The 15,449-nt window shown below is 30.7% G+C and carries 15 protein-coding genes; 13 read left to right on the plus strand and 2 right to left on the minus strand.

What is annotated here, in order from left to right; all coding sequences use genetic code 11:
• The first annotated feature begins 2 nt into the window (after nt 1–2).
• The 6 genes from OQ292_RS11750 to OQ292_RS11775 all read left to right on the plus strand — a co-directional run bounded on the left by OQ292_RS11750 (nt 3) and on the right by OQ292_RS11775 (nt 5,965).
• Nucleotides 3–971 (plus strand): glycosyltransferase family 2 protein, encoded by a 969-nt coding sequence (locus OQ292_RS11750; protein WP_284682325.1) that lies wholly within the window; start codon nt 3–5, stop codon nt 969–971.
• 7 nt (nt 972–978) lie between these two features.
• Nucleotides 979–1,923 (plus strand): glycosyltransferase family 2 protein, encoded by a 945-nt coding sequence (locus OQ292_RS11755; protein ID WP_284682326.1) that lies wholly within the window; start codon nt 979–981, stop codon nt 1,921–1,923.
• 23 nt (nt 1,924–1,946) lie between these two features.
• Entirely contained in the window at nt 1,947–2,984 is a 1,038-nt protein-coding gene (locus OQ292_RS11760; protein WP_284682327.1) for a glycosyltransferase family 61 protein, read from the plus strand.
• A 139-nt stretch (nt 2,985–3,123) separates the two neighbouring features.
• Complete coding sequence (locus OQ292_RS11765) at nt 3,124–3,897, plus strand: hypothetical protein (RefSeq protein WP_284682328.1); 774 nt, start codon at nt 3,124–3,126, stop codon at nt 3,895–3,897.
• Nucleotides 3,897–4,772 carry a glycosyltransferase family 2 protein gene (locus tag OQ292_RS11770; protein ID WP_284682329.1) on the plus strand — a complete coding sequence of 292 codons (876 nt, stop codon included), beginning with the start codon at nt 3,897–3,899 and terminating at the stop codon, nt 4,770–4,772. Before OQ292_RS11765 ends, OQ292_RS11770 begins: the two co-directional genes overlap by 1 nt.
• A 5-nt stretch (nt 4,773–4,777) precedes the next feature.
• On the plus strand, nt 4,778–5,965 hold the full coding sequence (locus OQ292_RS11775; protein ID WP_284682330.1) for a glycosyltransferase: 1,188 nt from the start codon (nt 4,778–4,780) through the stop codon (nt 5,963–5,965).
• Here OQ292_RS11775 and OQ292_RS11780 read toward each other — a convergent pair.
• A complete protein-coding gene (locus OQ292_RS11780) occupies nt 5,929–7,155 on the minus strand; it encodes a glycosyltransferase (protein ID WP_284682331.1) in 1,227 nt (408 codons plus the stop codon). The two genes, OQ292_RS11775 and OQ292_RS11780, sit on opposite strands and share 37 nt — an antisense overlap.
• A gap of 124 nt (nt 7,156–7,279) precedes the next feature.
• On the opposite strand from OQ292_RS11780, the gene OQ292_RS11785 reads away from it, so the two are divergent.
• The 3 genes from OQ292_RS11785 (at nt 7,280) to OQ292_RS11795 (ending at nt 12,072) form a co-directional block, all read left to right on the plus strand.
• Nucleotides 7,280–8,560, plus strand: a complete 1,281-nt coding sequence (locus OQ292_RS11785) for a glycosyltransferase (protein WP_284682332.1) — start codon at nt 7,280–7,282, stop codon at nt 8,558–8,560.
• 189 nt (nt 8,561–8,749) lie between these two features.
• A complete protein-coding gene (locus OQ292_RS11790) occupies nt 8,750–11,149 on the plus strand; it encodes an ABC transporter permease (RefSeq protein ID WP_284682333.1) in 2,400 nt (799 codons plus the stop codon).
• Between the two features lie 59 nt (nt 11,150–11,208).
• Nucleotides 11,209–12,072: a DMT family transporter gene (locus OQ292_RS11795; RefSeq protein ID WP_284682334.1), complete on the plus strand. Its 864-nt coding sequence runs from the start codon at nt 11,209–11,211 to the stop codon at nt 12,070–12,072.
• Here OQ292_RS11795 and OQ292_RS11800 read toward each other — a convergent pair.
• Complete coding sequence (locus tag OQ292_RS11800; protein ID WP_284682335.1) at nt 12,069–12,488, minus strand: MerC domain-containing protein; 420 nt, start codon at nt 12,486–12,488, stop codon at nt 12,069–12,071. The genes OQ292_RS11795 and OQ292_RS11800 overlap by 4 nt on opposite strands.
• Before the next feature lie 244 nt (nt 12,489–12,732).
• Here OQ292_RS11800 and OQ292_RS11805 point away from each other — a divergent pair, with 244 nt between their 5' ends.
• Genes OQ292_RS11805 through OQ292_RS11820 form a run of 4 tightly spaced genes read left to right on the plus strand, consistent with a single transcriptional unit; the run spans nt 12,733 to nt 15,232 of the window.
• Nucleotides 12,733–13,971: an aminotransferase class V-fold PLP-dependent enzyme gene (locus tag OQ292_RS11805; protein ID WP_284682336.1), complete on the plus strand. Its 1,239-nt coding sequence runs from the start codon at nt 12,733–12,735 to the stop codon at nt 13,969–13,971.
• 29 nt (nt 13,972–14,000) lie between these two features.
• Nucleotides 14,001–14,429, plus strand: a complete 429-nt coding sequence (locus tag OQ292_RS11810; protein ID WP_284682337.1) for a SufE family protein — start codon at nt 14,001–14,003, stop codon at nt 14,427–14,429.
• Nucleotides 14,430–14,450: 21 nt separating this feature from the next.
• Complete coding sequence (locus tag OQ292_RS11815; protein ID WP_284682338.1) at nt 14,451–14,762, plus strand: SUF system Fe-S cluster assembly protein; 312 nt, start codon at nt 14,451–14,453, stop codon at nt 14,760–14,762.
• Nucleotides 14,763–14,815: 53 nt separating this feature from the next.
• The gene (locus OQ292_RS11820; protein ID WP_284682339.1) at nt 14,816–15,232 is read left to right on the plus strand and encodes a BrxA/BrxB family bacilliredoxin; all 417 of its coding nucleotides are present in this window, start codon (nt 14,816–14,818) and stop codon (nt 15,230–15,232) included.
• The last annotated feature ends 217 nt before the right edge of the window (nt 15,233–15,449 follow it).

Here is a 15,449-nt window from a genome sequence, read left to right on the forward strand (position 1 = left end):
TTTTGAAGATATCATTAGTAACTCCTTCTTTTAATCAAGTACAATTTATTGAAGAAACGATAAATTCAGTTCTATCTCAAAATTACGAAAACCTCGAATATATAATTATTGATGGGGGTAGTACAGATGGAACCATTGACATTATTAAGAAATACGACCGATATTTAACCTATTGGACAAGTGAAAAAGATAGCGGTCAAAGTGAAGCTATAAATAAAGGGCTGAAGCATGTAACAGGAGATGTTTTTAATTGGTTATGTTCAGATGATTTGCTTGAACCAGGTGCTTTAGATGTTATATCGAATGTTTTTGATGATAAAAGTGTAAATGTTGTTACTGGTAAGATAAGAATGTTTGGAGAGGGTATAGAAGAGCGTATTGGAAAAGGGACACCTCTTTTTCGATCATTAGAAGAAACTATTGTTCGAAGTTATTGTGTTCAACCAGTAACTTTTTTTAAAACTGAATTCATTAAAAAAGTCGGGATCAATCCATTACTTCACTATTTTATGGATAAAGAAATATGGTTGAAGTATTTGTTTTTAAATGGGGTGAATGGTATAAAACAGGTCGATGATGTATTGGCAAGTTATCGTTTACATCCTGAATCAAAAACAACCTTAGAGATGGATCCGGAAATGATTTCTCCAAAATCAAAATTTAAAATAGATAATAATAGCATTTATTATAGTTTAGCAAATCAAACCCAAAGGACAAATCAACTCATGCTTATAGAAAGCTTGAGTGATACTTTAGTAGAAAATTACATTTTTAGTCTACCTGCTTCAGTTCCATCTAAATTAATAAAAAGGGTGGTTCATACTTATTTATATTTTGAATCTGTGAAACAATTTTATAATGGGTCAAAAAATAAATCTTACCAGTTGCTAAAGAACATTAATGCTTTATTATTACCTAGATACCTTGTTAAGGACTATATGTACTTATTGAGAAAGTCTTTATTAAATTAAAAAAAAATTGACAAGTAATACTCCGTATTTTTCTGTAGTAATTCCAGTTTACAATAGAGAAAAACTGATTCAAGAAGCTATAAATTCTGTTTTAGATCAATCTTTCTCAAATTTTGAGATTATTGTAATTGATGATGCATCGACAGATAACACTGCTCAAACAATAAAATCTTATAAAGATGGACGGATTATATATTTGAGAAATGAGCTAAATAATGAGAGAGGTGCATCAAGAAATAGAGGAATATTAGCAAGTAAAGGTAAGTATATTTGTTTTTTAGATAGTGATGATCTCTTTGATGTTGATCATTTGGAAAATTTTTATAAATATCTTGAAAGTAAAAATGAGCCAAAAGCATTGTTATTTTCAAATAGCTGGTTGTTATATGACTCTGGTAAAAAAGCTCAAAAACAAGTTCCTAATATTAGTAGTGAGGATAAGTTTGCTTATATCTTAAAATATACTTTTAATCCTGCTAGGACATGTGTTCATAGAGGAATTTTTAATGAATTTTTATTTGACCCAACTATTTCAGGATTAGAAGATTTAGATTTATGGTTGCATATTGCTTTAAAGTATCCAGTTATTCAACTTTTTGAATACACTAATATATATAGATTACATGATGAGTCATACACTTACGGAGATACTTTACGATATGAAAAAGAATTAAAAAATTTTAAAAAAATATTCAAAAAAGCTACCCTGAAAAAAAGCTTACCTTTAGATAGAAAAAATAGATTGTTAAGTATGTGTTACTATCATCTTTCTGCTAAATATGAATTAGAAAATGATATACTTAAACTATATAAAAGTATTTTTTTATCTTTTTTTTTATTCCCTCCTGGTTATAATGGAAGAACAAATAAAATCCTTGTTGTAAGAGGAATTTACAACTTTCCACTTTTGGGTAATGTAGTAAAAAGGATTGTTACGTCTTTAAAAAATTAAGCTTTAAATTGTTGTAATAATAAATGCTGAGTGATAATAAATACAAACTATCTTTGCCATGTAATTATAACTATCCAGAAGATGCAGCTTTGTTTAAAAAAAGTTTTTTTAAGCTACCTAAACAAAAGGTGTTAACCTTAAGAAATGCATTGTTAACTCATAATGGGCTGGTATTTAAAGAAAATATACTGCCAGTTTGGAAATCATTTTATTTTCATAATTCACATTTTGGTAATCAACTATATAGAGGTTTTCTAGAAAACTTGGTTTCTAGGTATGGTAGAAATACCCCTCCAGTAAAGCTTTCAAAAAAATTTGACTATTTAAGTATTCATACTCCTTGGTTTAATTATTACCATTGGATAGAAGATTCTCTTACTAGATTGTTTTTGTTAGACTATAATAATTTGGAAGACTATGTTTTAATACTTCCTGAAGAATATAAAACGGTCTCCTTTGTAGAGGAAACATTAAAAAACTTTAGGTTTAAGGGAATAGAATGGTTAAGTACTGGTCAACACGCTTTAATTCCAAACTTAATTTTTCCAGAACAGAGAGTATTTTGTCCAAACTATAATCCTTCTACTGTTCTTAATCTTCAATCATTTTTTTTTGAAAAATACATGGTTGATATTAATTCAAAAAAAGGAAAAAGAATCTACATTGGGCGGAAAAATGCTAGAAGGATCATCCAAAATGAAAATGAAGTAATTTCAGTATTGAAATCTTTTGATTTTGAGATTCATTATTTTGAAAACTCTAGTTTTAAGGAACAAATTAAATTAATCTCAGATGCCATAATATTAGTAAGCCCACATGGGGCTGCTCTTACTAATATAAATTTTATGAAAAAGGGATCGAAAGTTCTTGAGCTTCATAAAAGAGTAACTAATAAAAATGACCACCATAGTAAAGTATACTACCATCTAGCGAATACTTTAAACCTAAAATATTATCATCAATTGTGTGAGCCAGTTAATCCTGAAATGGATTTTTTTGAGTCCGATTTAATTGTAGATATTAAAAAGCTTAATGATAATATTTTACATATGATTTCTTAAAATAGATTATCAGTAACTACTTAAGTACATTATGATATTTAAAATATTCTTGATATACAGCTTAAATAGTAGTGTTCTGTTGTAAAGCTTAGAATTTTATATCTATCTATAGAAATTAACTTCTTTACAGTTTTGATAAATGAATAATAATAAAATTAAATACATATTTTGCATTACAACAGGTAGATCTGGGAGTAATTATTTAAATAATATATTTTCAATAAGTAAGAATGCAGAGAGTTTTCATGAGCCTCATCCAATTATGTGTGGATATGTTATGCGAGAGTATTTAAATGAAAGGATTACAGATGAAGGCTTTAATCAACAACTTCATGAAAAAGTAAAAAAGATAAACCTTATAACTGCGAAAGATAAAATATATATTGAGACAAATCACATTTTCATAAAAAGTTTTGGTTGGAAAATAATGGATTTTCTAGATGAATCTAATGTGGCGGTAATTATTCTTAGACGAGATAAAGAAAAAGTTGTTGATAGTTATGAGAAATTAAAATGTACTCCTCTTACAGAATATGGAAAAGAGTGGATGTTTACTCCAGCTGATAATTTAATAATAAAGAAACCAAGTAAGTTTAAATACCAAGTAAATAGATCGAAGTCGATTATGAGCTTTTTCTTAAAGAAACTACTAAAATCGTATCAACCTAAAGATTATTTAGGTAGATATTTGGTTGATTGGTATTATGATGAATGTTATAGGCAAGCTGAGTTATTTAAAAATAAATATAAAAATATATCTTATTTGGATATCAATATCAATGAATTAAATGATATTGACTTTGTGGAGAATAAAGTTTTAAAAAGGTTTGGAATAGAGTATTCTGTTGAGGATTTAAAAAAAGTTGTTTCTATAAAGACTAATGTTAAAAGACCAGTAGACTCATTACATTAATGATGTTTTCTATTATTTTGCCTACTTATAATAGGGATAACCTTCTATCTAAAGCGATAGAAAGTGTGCAAAACCAAACATTTGAAGATTGGGAACTAATAATTGTAGATGATGGATCAACAGATAATACAGTTGAGGTTATCAAAAATTATCAATCAGACTTAAGGATAAAATATATCTATCAGGAAAATGCGGAAAGAAGTACCGCTAGAAATAATGGAATTAAAAATGCCAAAGGTCAATATATATGTTTTTTAGATAGTGATGATTATTACTTATCAAATCATCTTTCTGTTTTTTATAATGAAATAATCAAAAACTATGGACAAAAAGCATCGATATATTTTGTTAATACATGGTTAGAGTTTGGAGAGAAAAAAGAACTTTTCTCATTTAATCCAGACCCTTCTCTAAAATGGCAAGAACAATTCTTATTAAGTCCAATAGCTCCTCCAAGATTTTGTATTCACAAAGATATTCTTAGATCAGAATTATTTAATCCAAAAATTAGAATAGGAGAAGATACTGATTTATGGGTTCGCATAGCAAGCTTTCCAGTGTATTATATTCCTGAATCTACACATGTAACTTGTTTCCATGATGGTCGCAGTGTGAGTAGAGAGAATACTAAAAACTATCTTGAAAATTTATATTCAAAAAAAAATATTTTAAGAAATATAGAGGTTTCACAGAAAGTAAAAGCAAAAGTATTACATGATGCTTGGTTTGCAGTAGGGCAGAGTTATGAAGAAAATAGAAACTTTTTAAAAATGGTTCAAGCTCTGTTTTATTCTGGATATTATCTACCTGAGTATAGATTAAAAGAGAAACTATTTATGATTTATAATAATTTTAAAAGTCATATTTTAAATTAAAACTTTTGCCAAGATTTAAAATACTCCACCTCATTCCATCTCTAAAAAAAGGTGGTGCTGAAAGATTTGTCTTAGATATTTGCAGAGAATTATCTTCACGAGAAGATATTGTTTGCAAACTTGTGGTAATGAGAGATGAAAATGATTATAAGCATCTTTGTGAGTATATTGATATTGTAGTTTGCAACTCTAGGGTAATTCCATCAATAACTGGAAAAGATTATATTGATATATCTCATTGGCAAACTATTGTAGAAGAGTTTAAACCTAATGTAATTCATTCTCATTTGTTTGAAGCGGAAGTAATGAGTAGAGAATGGATCTATCCGAATGCTGCATATTTTAGCCATTGCCATGATAATATGTTTCAGTTAGAAAATTTAAAGCTAGGAACATTTCTGAAGAAATCGCTAATTACTAATTATTATGAGAAGAGAAGGTTGATACCAAAGTATCAAAAAGTAGATAACCAATATATAGCGATTTCTAAAAATACGGCAGAGTTCTTTAAAAGAGTATTACCAGATAACATTGATAACAATGTGCATTTGCTTTTAAATGCTATTGATTATAAGAGGTTTTATTGTGACGATAATAGAACTTTAGATGCTGATGAAACACTCGAATTAATTTCAGTAGGTAGTTTGGTTCCCAAAAAGAATCAGGCTTTTTTTATTCCTGTAATTCAAGAATTGTTAAAAAATGGATTAAATGTACGCTTACATTTATTGGGTGATGGAGCTGAACGTGATACATTAGCAACAGAGATCAAAAATGCGGACTTATTAGAAAATATAATTTTACATGGAAAAGTAGATGAGGTTGAAGAGTATCTGAAAAAATCTATGATTTATTTACATGCAGCTACTTATGAGCCATTTGGTTTAGTTTTATTAGAAGCAATGGCTGCTGGTTTACCAGTTATTTGCTTGGATGGTAAAGGCAATAGAGATTTGATAGAAGATGGTAAAAATGGATATATTATGTATGAAAATAATCCTGAAGTATTTGCAAAAAAAATTATCTCATTAATCAATCAACCAGATTTATATAATTCAATTTCTGAGTATGCTAAAAAGTATGCTGCTCAATTCGATATAAAAGAATATGTTGACAGGTTATTAAAATTATATGGTGAAAACTCTAAAGTATCCTCTTATAAAGTTGTCGCAAATTCCACAAACCCCTTATAATTCTTTTCTGCACTATAGTACTCCTCCCAAGTTACTTTAGCATTTCTACTTTTTTCTTGTTGATTGTCTCTTGGCAAATTAATATGATTAGTTATTATTTCTTTAATTGATTGAGCATCAGTATTAGCATTTAGTAAATAACCGTTTAACCCGTCTTTAACTATTTCTGGGGTTCCTCCAACCGCAGTAGCAATAGCAGGAATTCCACAAGAAAACGCTTCCATAATTGAAACAGGAATGCCTTCCGTCTCACTTACATTAATAAATAAATTAGGTTGTTCAGAAGTATAATATTCCATAACCTCTTTATTAGAAGCTTGTCCTTTTAACTCCCATTCTATTTTATCATTTAATAATCTTTTTGATAATTCTTCCAACTCATTATATAGTTTACCGCCACCAAAGTGAGTCCATTTAATTTTATTTTCAGAATTAACTTTACTGAGTGCTTCTATAATTAAATGAACACGTTTAAGTGGAATTAAAGAGGAACATGATACAATGTGAAATGCATCAGATGATTTATTTGTATCAGAAGACTTAATACATTTAGTTCCTAATCTACTGACTTTTAAATTTTTTGAATTCCCATAATTGGTTTGCCAGTATTTCATCCCTTGCTCAGATATAAAAAATAGATTATTAAGGCGATTTACAGTTGTCATTCGATAAGGAAGGTATTTAAAATCACTTCTGTCTTCATACAAGTCCCAGCCGTGTAGTCTGCAAAAAACTTTAATATTTTTATCCTTTCTTTTCCAAAGTGCTAGAGAAAGAGCATTATCATTACACCAATAAGAGTATCCATAAATTTTAAACTCATTGAATCTAGCAGATTGCTGCTGCAAATATTTACTTATTTTATAGGCTTTATATAGCGAAATGAGCATTGTGTTTATAATGCCTTTTCTCAATTTTTTTCTTTTTGAAACCCAAATTAATTCCTTCCAAAAATCAGGTTTTATAATACTTGATAATGCTTTTGCTTTATCTTTAGAATCGAGTTCGTATGGCATTCTCAGTAATTGGACATTATCTGGAACTGTTCTGGTTTGAGGATTTTGTGTATCATTCGAAATGATAATAATTTTATCAAATGCTTTAGCTAGGTAATCAATTTCATTTTCAATGAATGTTTCACCTGTGCCGAACGGAAAACTAGAAGTTAAAAAAAATAAAGCTCGCTTCATGAAAAAATAAATCTTGTATCATTAACGTCGATCAATTTTAACTGATATAAGAAAACTGTTGATTCTCATAATCCAACAGTTTTCAATTCGTTTTTTATAGGAATTTTTTAAACTTTTGATCGAATTGAAAACAATTCTTATCCTAGCATACGACTTTCCTCCTTTTAATTCTATTGGTGCGCAGCGACCAGCAAGTTGGTTTAAGTATTTAAAAAAGTATGGTTGGAGTCCAATTGTAGTTACTCGTCATTGGGATGATGCAATAAAGAACAGTGTAGATTATATAAAACCTTCTAAAGAGAGAAGCACAACCAAACAAAATAGAAAAGAAGGAGAATTAATTCAAGCTCCATTTAATCCAAATATTCGTGACAGATGGATTTTGAAGTATGGATTAGACGAGAAAGTAATTCAGCGAAAAGTATTAACACTTGGTCATCAATTTGTAAAATTCTCTCATCCGAAAACTGATTCATCTTACTCAATATATCAAGCGGCAGACGATTTCTTAAGATCAAATAAAGTAGATGTTATTCTGGCAACTGGTGAGCCGTTTATATTATTTAAGTATGCAGCTTTACTTTCAAAAAAATATAAGACTCCTTGGATTGCAGATTATCGTGATTGTTGGACAAATAATCCATCCTTAAAAGGAGCTGGAAAGATGGATAGATGGTTGAATGAAAAGCATTTTAGGAAAATTGAAAAGAAACTTATCGAGTCTTGCAAACTCATTACAACAGCAGCTCCTTCTTATAAAAATGATATAGCTCTATTGCACCCGAAAAAAAATATAGAAGTTGTTTTAAATGGATATGATGTAAAAGAGCAATCTGCTATAGTAAAGCCTGATAGTAATAAGTTTACAATTTCTTATGCAGGAATTATTTATCCACACCAAAAACTTGAAACATTTTTAGACGGATTAAAGCTGTTTTTAAATGAAATGCAAGATGTAGAAGTGTACTTTTATGGGTTAAAATTTTATCCTGAAATGGTAGAAAGGGTAAGGCAATCAATAGCAGAAAAATTAGATAGTATCACTTTTACAGAGAGAATTCCCTATGAGGAGATTCATACAAAATTGAAAGAGAGCCATCTTTTGCTTTTACTTTCAGCGAAAAATATGAATTGGTTAAATGCCAAAATCTTCGATTACCTCCAAGCTAATAGAAAGATTTTACTTGTAGAAAATGATAACGGCATCCTTAATCAAATAATTGAAGAATGTAACGCTGGCATTACTGCTGATACCCCAGAAGAAGTGGCAAATGTTTTAGAAAAATATTATGTAGAATTTAAAAATACTGGCGAAGTAAAACAGCAGACAATAAATTACGAACAATATTCTCGTGAAAATCAAGCAAAACACCTCGCCTCGCTCTTAGATAAATACATCTACTAGATACATATTTATGATATTCGAGTTTCAAAACCGTCCACTAATGGACGGTTTTGTGTTTTATAGGTGGACGGTTTCAAATTGACTTTTTTGTGTTTCTCTTATTTTGTATTGATTATCAGCCAATTATGTTATTGGCATTTGTATTGGCTTTTAGCTTAATATCTTTTAAGCTTTGCAAATTTTTAATTTATGATATTCAATTACCTAAAAATCATTTTCAGAAACCTGCTCAAAAACAAAGTTTTTAGTCTAATAAACATAGGTAGCTTAACTATAGGCATTACATCTTGCTTGTTAATTAGTTTGTTTATTTACTATGAGTTTAGTTTTGATGGCTTTCATGAAAAAGGTGATAATATTTACCAGATCAATATGAAAGAGGTGGAAGAAGGAAGAGAAGTTACTTACGGACTTTCATCTGGTTTAACAGGACCCACATTAATTCAAAATTTGCCTGGTGTAGTTGATTATGTGAGGATGTGTAATTTTTTTAACCCAGCAATTTTCAACGAAAGTGGCGAAAATGTAATTACACATCAAATGATAATTGCAGATTCTTCTTTCTTTAAAATATTTAGTTTTCCACTCTTAAATGGAGACCCTTCCAAAGTACTTAGTCAGCCAGCATCAGTTGTGTTGTCAGAATCATTGGCAAGAAAATTATTCAAAGAAAAAAATGCCGTAGGCGAACAGATAAAGGGTTGGGAAGATCAAATGTATACAGTTACTGGTATTGCTGCCGATCCACCAGAAAACTCCACAATAAAGTTTGATGTCTTGGTATCATGGGAAACAATTGTTCCAGAAAATGGTGTGGTACCTATGGCTCATTTCAATGGTTGGGGAGGCAATGTATTTACATTTATAGAAACAGATCCTAAAGTAAATACTCAAAGCTTAGCAGAGGATGTGAATAATTTACTTATACAAAAGAGTAAACATGAAGAAGATGGAATTAGCTACGAGATGCAAAAATATACTGATGTTTATTTACACTCAGCAAATGTCCAATTTCGCTTTAGTAGTCAAGCAGGCAATTATCAATATGTGCTCATTTTAAGTATAGTAGGTTTATTTGTTTTGCTTATTTCTTGTATCAACTATATCAATTTGCAAACTGCTAAGTCTACTAAAAGAGCTGGCGAAATCGGTTTACGAAAAGTACTTGGAGCGAACAAACAGCAGCTTATTATTCAGTTTATTGGAGAAACTTTGGCTTTTACTTTAATAGCAGTTTTTATTTCTGTGTTATTAACTGATATTGCTTTACCATATCTGAATAATATTACTCAAAAATCCATTGAGTTAAATTGGCAAATTGCAATATTATTTTTGCCTTATTTACTTCTAATAATACTTGTAGTAAGTGTAGGGGCAGGCTTTTTCCCTGCTCTGGTTTTATCATCTTATCAACCTGTTCAAACTTTAAAAAATAAGATTAATAAAACTGGTTCTGGTAATGTCGTACGAAAGATACTTACCATTATTCAATTGGCGATTTCAGTTGTAATAATTGGTAGTACTTTCTTTGTTTATCAGCAAATGCAATTTATGCTTAACAAAGAGTTGGGGTTTGATAAAAATCAAGTTTTGGTCTTGCCTTTAACTGATGTACTGATTGAAAAATATGAATCTTTTAGAAATGAATTGGTCAAATTACCCGAAGTGAAACAAGCATCTATTGCTTTAGATGGTTTAGGAGATGGTGGTACAAGCTCAGTTATCGATATTACAGTTCCGGGTTTTAATGATCCGATAACAGGTAGATTTTTTGGGATAGATGACTATTTTCTAGAAACCTACGGAATGGAATTGCTTTATGGAAGAAACCTATCTTCAACACTTGCTTCAGATAATGAGGGTGTAATAATTAATGAGAAGCTGGCTCACATGTTAGCACCAGACGGAAATGTTGAAAAGCTACTAGGAGAATCAATAAAATTATGGGATAGCTCAAGTACTGCTGTGATTACTGGTATAGTTAAAGATTTTCACTTTCAGTCTTTACATTATGAAAAAGAAGCCATTGTAATGCAGTTGGTTACAAAATATTTATCTCTAGCTTCAATAAAAATTTCATCAGATAACATTCCAAAAGCTATAGCAGATATAGAACAAGTGTACAAGAAGTTCGAAAAAGTAATTCCATTTGAATATAGTTTTGTGGATGATAAGTTTGAAGCATTCTATAGAAGCGAAAAAACTTTGCTTCGACTTGTAATTACATTTTCAATATTGAGCATTATTGTAGCGTGCTTGGGATTATATGGACTCACTTTATTTAGTGTAGAGCAAAAAACAAAAGAAATAGGAATTAGAAAAATACTTGGAGCTGAAAAGAAAGATTTAGCTTTATTAATCAACAAGCAATTTTTTAGTTTGGCAATTTTAGCTTTAGTAATTGCTTTTCCTGTAACATGGTTACTTTCTTCTAGTTGGCTCAACAACTTTGTTTATAAAATTGAAATGTCTGTATGGCCATATCTTCTATCAGCTTTAATTACTTTATTTGTATTATTTGCAACCATTATGAGAGAAACACTAAAAGCACTGGCAGCAAATCCGGTTGAAACTCTAAGGAACAGCTAATACTGAAATTTAATGCCTAAATAGCAAAGTTACTGCGTATTCAAATCTAACTTTGCTCTATGAAATTTCAACTAAGTTATGGAGTAAGGGTAATGATGTTGGCAACATTCTTATTCGCTGTTATGAATGTTTGTGTAAAGTTTGTGAGCCACATTCCATCTGTGCAAATAGTATTTGTAAGATCAATAATATCATTAGTACTCAGTCTTTATTTTCTCAAAAAAGCTAAGATTAAGATTTGGGGTAATAATAAAAAAATCCTCTTACTAAGAGGCATTTTTGGGGCTAGTGCTTTAGTCATGTATTTTACTACACTACATCATATGCCTTTGGCAAGTGCTATTATAATTCAATATACCTCGCCAATCTTTACAGCGATATTAACTTTTCTATTACTAAAAGAACAAGTGATTAAATGGCAGTGGTTATGTTTTTTAATCAGCTTTTTAGGAATATTAATGATTAAAAGCTTTGATGCGAGAATTGAAACTATTGATTTACTAATGGGAGTAGGAGCAGCTGTTTTTTCGGCCTTAGCTTACACTTGCATTCGAGTTTTAAAACAAAGTGAACATCCTTTAGTAATCGTACTTTATTTTCCATTAGTAACTATGCCTATAACTGGTGTTTACTCTTTAACTAATTGGGTTATTCCTGAGCTAAACGATTGGTTATTTTTAATAGGCATTGGTATTCTAACTCAAATGGCTCAATTATTAATGACCAAAGCTTTTCAGGCAGAAGCTGCTTCTAGAGTGGCTAGTGTAAACTATACAGGTGTAGTTTATGCACTGTCTTTCGGTATGATTTTCTTTAATGAATTTTTTAACTGGTGGGTTTTAGCAGGAATGCTTACTGTAATTACTGGTGTAATCTTAAACTTAATTGTTTCTAACAAATTAATCAGTAAAAATGCCTCTTAACATTGAGAGAGGCTACAATGACTTAACTTTCTGATTTTAATAAAGTTGTAAGCATGCGTAATTACAAGTCCTGCTGCACTAATGTGAGAAAGATATGTAAGCCATTCGTAGGTTTCGATTGATTCTGAAGTGATTAAAGAAACACTAAACAAACCTATAAAAAACCATAGTGAAAGTTTTACTTTTCTATTAGGGGTATTTTTAGAAGCGTAATACACTGCAATGATGCCTATTAAAACAAAAAGGAAATCATCTCCAAGAAAAATGTGTTCATGATCATGAACGCCTGTAGCCGCGCCAGTGCCTAAAATTCCTAATAGAGGAAAAAAGATGCAATGCAGTAGGCAGATAATAGATCCTGATATTCCGATTTGATCAGCGTATTTTCTAAACATATCGTGTGTTACTTTTTTCAAAGTGTTGGTTGTTTATTGTGATGCAAAGGAAAGGGGTAATGTTTTAAAATGCAACATTGTTGCAAAATACTTTATTTATTTTTCATTCCTCTGATATTGCGCTTTCTAAGACCTATCTTTGTAATATTATTTATAGTATTTTCAATCTTGATTCAATACATCTTAAAACAAAGCACTTTATATGAACTAAAAAATTGCAGCTTGGTTCTTATTTGTATTGATTATAAATAGAGATACATTACAAATGATAGATATAAAACACATTAGAGAGCAGTTTCCTGCTATACATCAAGAAGTAAATGGCTTTCCGCTTATCTATTTTGACAATGCAGCAACTTCGCAAAAACCCAAAGAAGTAATTGATGCATTAAATGCATATTACGAAGGCTATAATTCAAATGTACATAGAGGTGCACACACACTCGCTGCAAAAGCTACAGATGCTTTTGAAGACACAAGAGAAAGTGTACGTGCTTTTTTAGGTGCTAAGCATATAGAAGAAATTATTTTTACCAAAGGCACTACAGAATCAATCAATTTAGTGGCTTATTCATTTGGTAGAAAGTTTATTAATGAAGGAGATGAAATCATTATCTCTGGAATGGAACATCACTCTAACATAGTTCCATGGCAAATACTTTGTGAAGAAAAAGGTGCTAAGCTAAATGTGATTCCTATAAAGGAAAATGGAGAATTGGATTATGATGTGTTTGAAAGTTTAGTGTCTGAAAAAACCAAACTGGTGGCTGTTGCCTATGTTTCTAATTCTTTAGGAACTATAAATGATGTAAAAAGAATCATTGCAAAAGCCAAATCGGCTAATGCGAAAGTGTTGTTAGATGGTGCACAATCTAGTCCGCATTGCCATATAAACGTAGCAGAATTGGATTGCGATTTTTATGCTTTCTCAGGGCATAAAGTATACGGGCCTACCGGAATTGGTGCCTTATATGGCAAAAAAGAAATTTTAGAAGAAATGCCTCCATTTCTTGGTGGTGGTGAGATGATAAAAGAAGTAACCTTTGCCAAAACTACATTTAATGATTTGCCATATAAGTTTGAAGCAGGTACTCCAAATATTGGAGATACAGTAGCGCTCAAAAATGCAATTGACTTTGTAAATAGAGTCGGTAAAGAAGAAATTGCTGCTTACGAACTTGAGCTATTAGAGTATGCAACTGAAAAGATGAAGCAAATTGCGGGAATCAAATTAGTTGGTACAGCTGCAGAGAAGGTGGGTGTAATTTCATTTTTGATGGATGGAGTACATCACTTTGATTTAGGCATGATGCTCGATGCAAGAGGTATTGCGATAAGAACTGGACATCATTGTACGCAACCTCTCATGAGTAGTTTCGGGATTGATGGTACTGCCAGAGTGTCGTTTGCTGTGTATAATACAAAAGAAGAAGTTGATGTCTTAGTAGAAGTATTACAAAAAATCTCAGATAGGTTTGTTGCTAAAGCTTCTAAAGTAGTGTAAATTTTTAGGATTAAATTTTTGTTTACGAAATGTCTACCAGACAAATACAAGAAGAAATAATAGACGAATTTTCAATATTAGGAGGTGATCGTGAAAGTACAATCTTTTACATCATGGAATTAGGTGAAAAGCTTCCTGAACTTGAAGAATCAGCTAAAGTTGAAGAGAATATAATAAAAGGTTGCCAATCGAAAGTATGGTTAGTTACAGAATACCAAGATGGTAAAGTAGTATTTAATGCTGACAGTAACACGGCTATTACTAAAGGTTTGATAAGCTTGCTTATTAGGGTGCTTAATGAGAAAACACCCGATGAAATTATAAACACTGAATTGTTCTTTATTGATAAAATAGGAATGAGACAGTTAGTAGGCTCGCAAAGATCAAATGGTTTAACAGCCATGATCAAACAAATGAAAATGTATGCGCTTGCTTATAAAGCAAAATTCTCAAACTAATAAATTGAAAACTTAAGTAAAATGACAGATAAAGAATTAAAAGAAAAAGTTGTAAACGCGGTGAAGACCGTTTACGACCCAGAAATTCCTGTTGATATTTATGAGCTAGGGCTAATCTATGAAATCAGTGTGTTTCCTGTAAACAATGTTTATGTTTTAATGACGCTCACCTCGCCGGCATGTCCGTCTGCAGAAGAAATTCCAGGTGAAGTTGAAACTAGAATTAAAAATATTGATGGTGTAAGCGAAGTAACTGTAGAACTTACTTTTGATCCACCTTATACGCAAGACATGATGTCTGAAGCGGCCAAACTAGAACTTGGTTTTATGTAAAAATAATACGCTATTTATATATTCAAATTTGTACAAATCTAAATTTATTTCATATGTATCCGGAACACTTAACCGCTCCAATGAAACAACAATTGGTTTCAAAAGGGTTTAAAGATCTTACAACTGCTGACGAAGTAACCGAATTACTTGAAAAAGAAGAAGGTACTACACTTTTAGTTGTAAACTCTGTATGTGGTTGTGCGGCAGGTACTGCCAGACCAGGAGCTTTATTTGCCTTAGAAATATCTGATAAAAAACCAGATACTGTAGCTACAGTATTTGCTGGTGTAGATTTCGAAGCAACTGAAAAAGCAAGAGAATTCTTATTGCCATATCCTCCATCTTCTCCATCTATTGCTTTATTTAAAGATGGAAAATTGGCTCATTTTGTAGAAAGGCACCATATCGAAGGTCGTTCTGCAGAAATGATTGGTAATCACTTAAAAGCGGTTTTTGATGAATTTTGTTAATTCATGAAAATATAAACTTAAGGAAGACAGGCTGCTAAGTCTGTCTTTTTTTATTTTTGGGATATTCTAAAAAATACCGATTAGTTGATCTAAAGAAATTTTAGCAAATTTGCATTCTACAAATTAGGTGAGGTTAATAGAAACCTAATCTGTTAAACTCTTGTTGAAAGAGTGCCTGAATTAAAACCAATTATGCGAACGATAAGTTGGCAAGTTA

The sequence above is a fragment of the Chondrinema litorale genome, assembly GCF_026250525.1.
In the GTDB taxonomy this organism is placed as follows: domain Bacteria; phylum Bacteroidota; class Bacteroidia; order Cytophagales; family Flammeovirgaceae; genus Chondrinema; species Chondrinema litorale.

Bases quoted from the DNA above. Each gene is read 5' to 3' on its own strand.
- OQ292_RS11810 (WP_284682337.1), top strand. From the start codon at position 14,001: ATGTCTACCAGACAAATACAAGAAGAAATAATAGACGAATTTTCAATA.
- OQ292_RS11805 (WP_284682336.1), top strand. From the start codon at position 12,733: ATGATAGATATAAAACACATTAGAGAGCAGTTTCCTGCTATACATCAA.
- OQ292_RS11765 (WP_284682328.1), top strand. From the start codon at position 3,124: ATGAATAATAATAAAATTAAATACATATTTTGCATTACAACAGGTAGA.
- OQ292_RS11795 (WP_284682334.1), top strand. From the start codon at position 11,209: ATGAAATTTCAACTAAGTTATGGAGTAAGGGTAATGATGTTGGCAACA.
- OQ292_RS11815 (WP_284682338.1), top strand. From the start codon at position 14,451: ATGACAGATAAAGAATTAAAAGAAAAAGTTGTAAACGCGGTGAAGACC.
- OQ292_RS11780 (WP_284682331.1), bottom strand. From the start codon at position 7,155: ATGAAGCGAGCTTTATTTTTTTTAACTTCTAGTTTTCCGTTCGGCACA.
- OQ292_RS11760 (WP_284682327.1), top strand. From the start codon at position 1,947: ATGCTGAGTGATAATAAATACAAACTATCTTTGCCATGTAATTATAAC.
- OQ292_RS11790 (WP_284682333.1), top strand. From the start codon at position 8,750: ATGATATTCAATTACCTAAAAATCATTTTCAGAAACCTGCTCAAAAAC.
- OQ292_RS11820 (WP_284682339.1), top strand. From the start codon at position 14,816: ATGTATCCGGAACACTTAACCGCTCCAATGAAACAACAATTGGTTTCA.
- OQ292_RS11770 (WP_284682329.1), top strand. From the start codon at position 3,897: ATGATGTTTTCTATTATTTTGCCTACTTATAATAGGGATAACCTTCTA.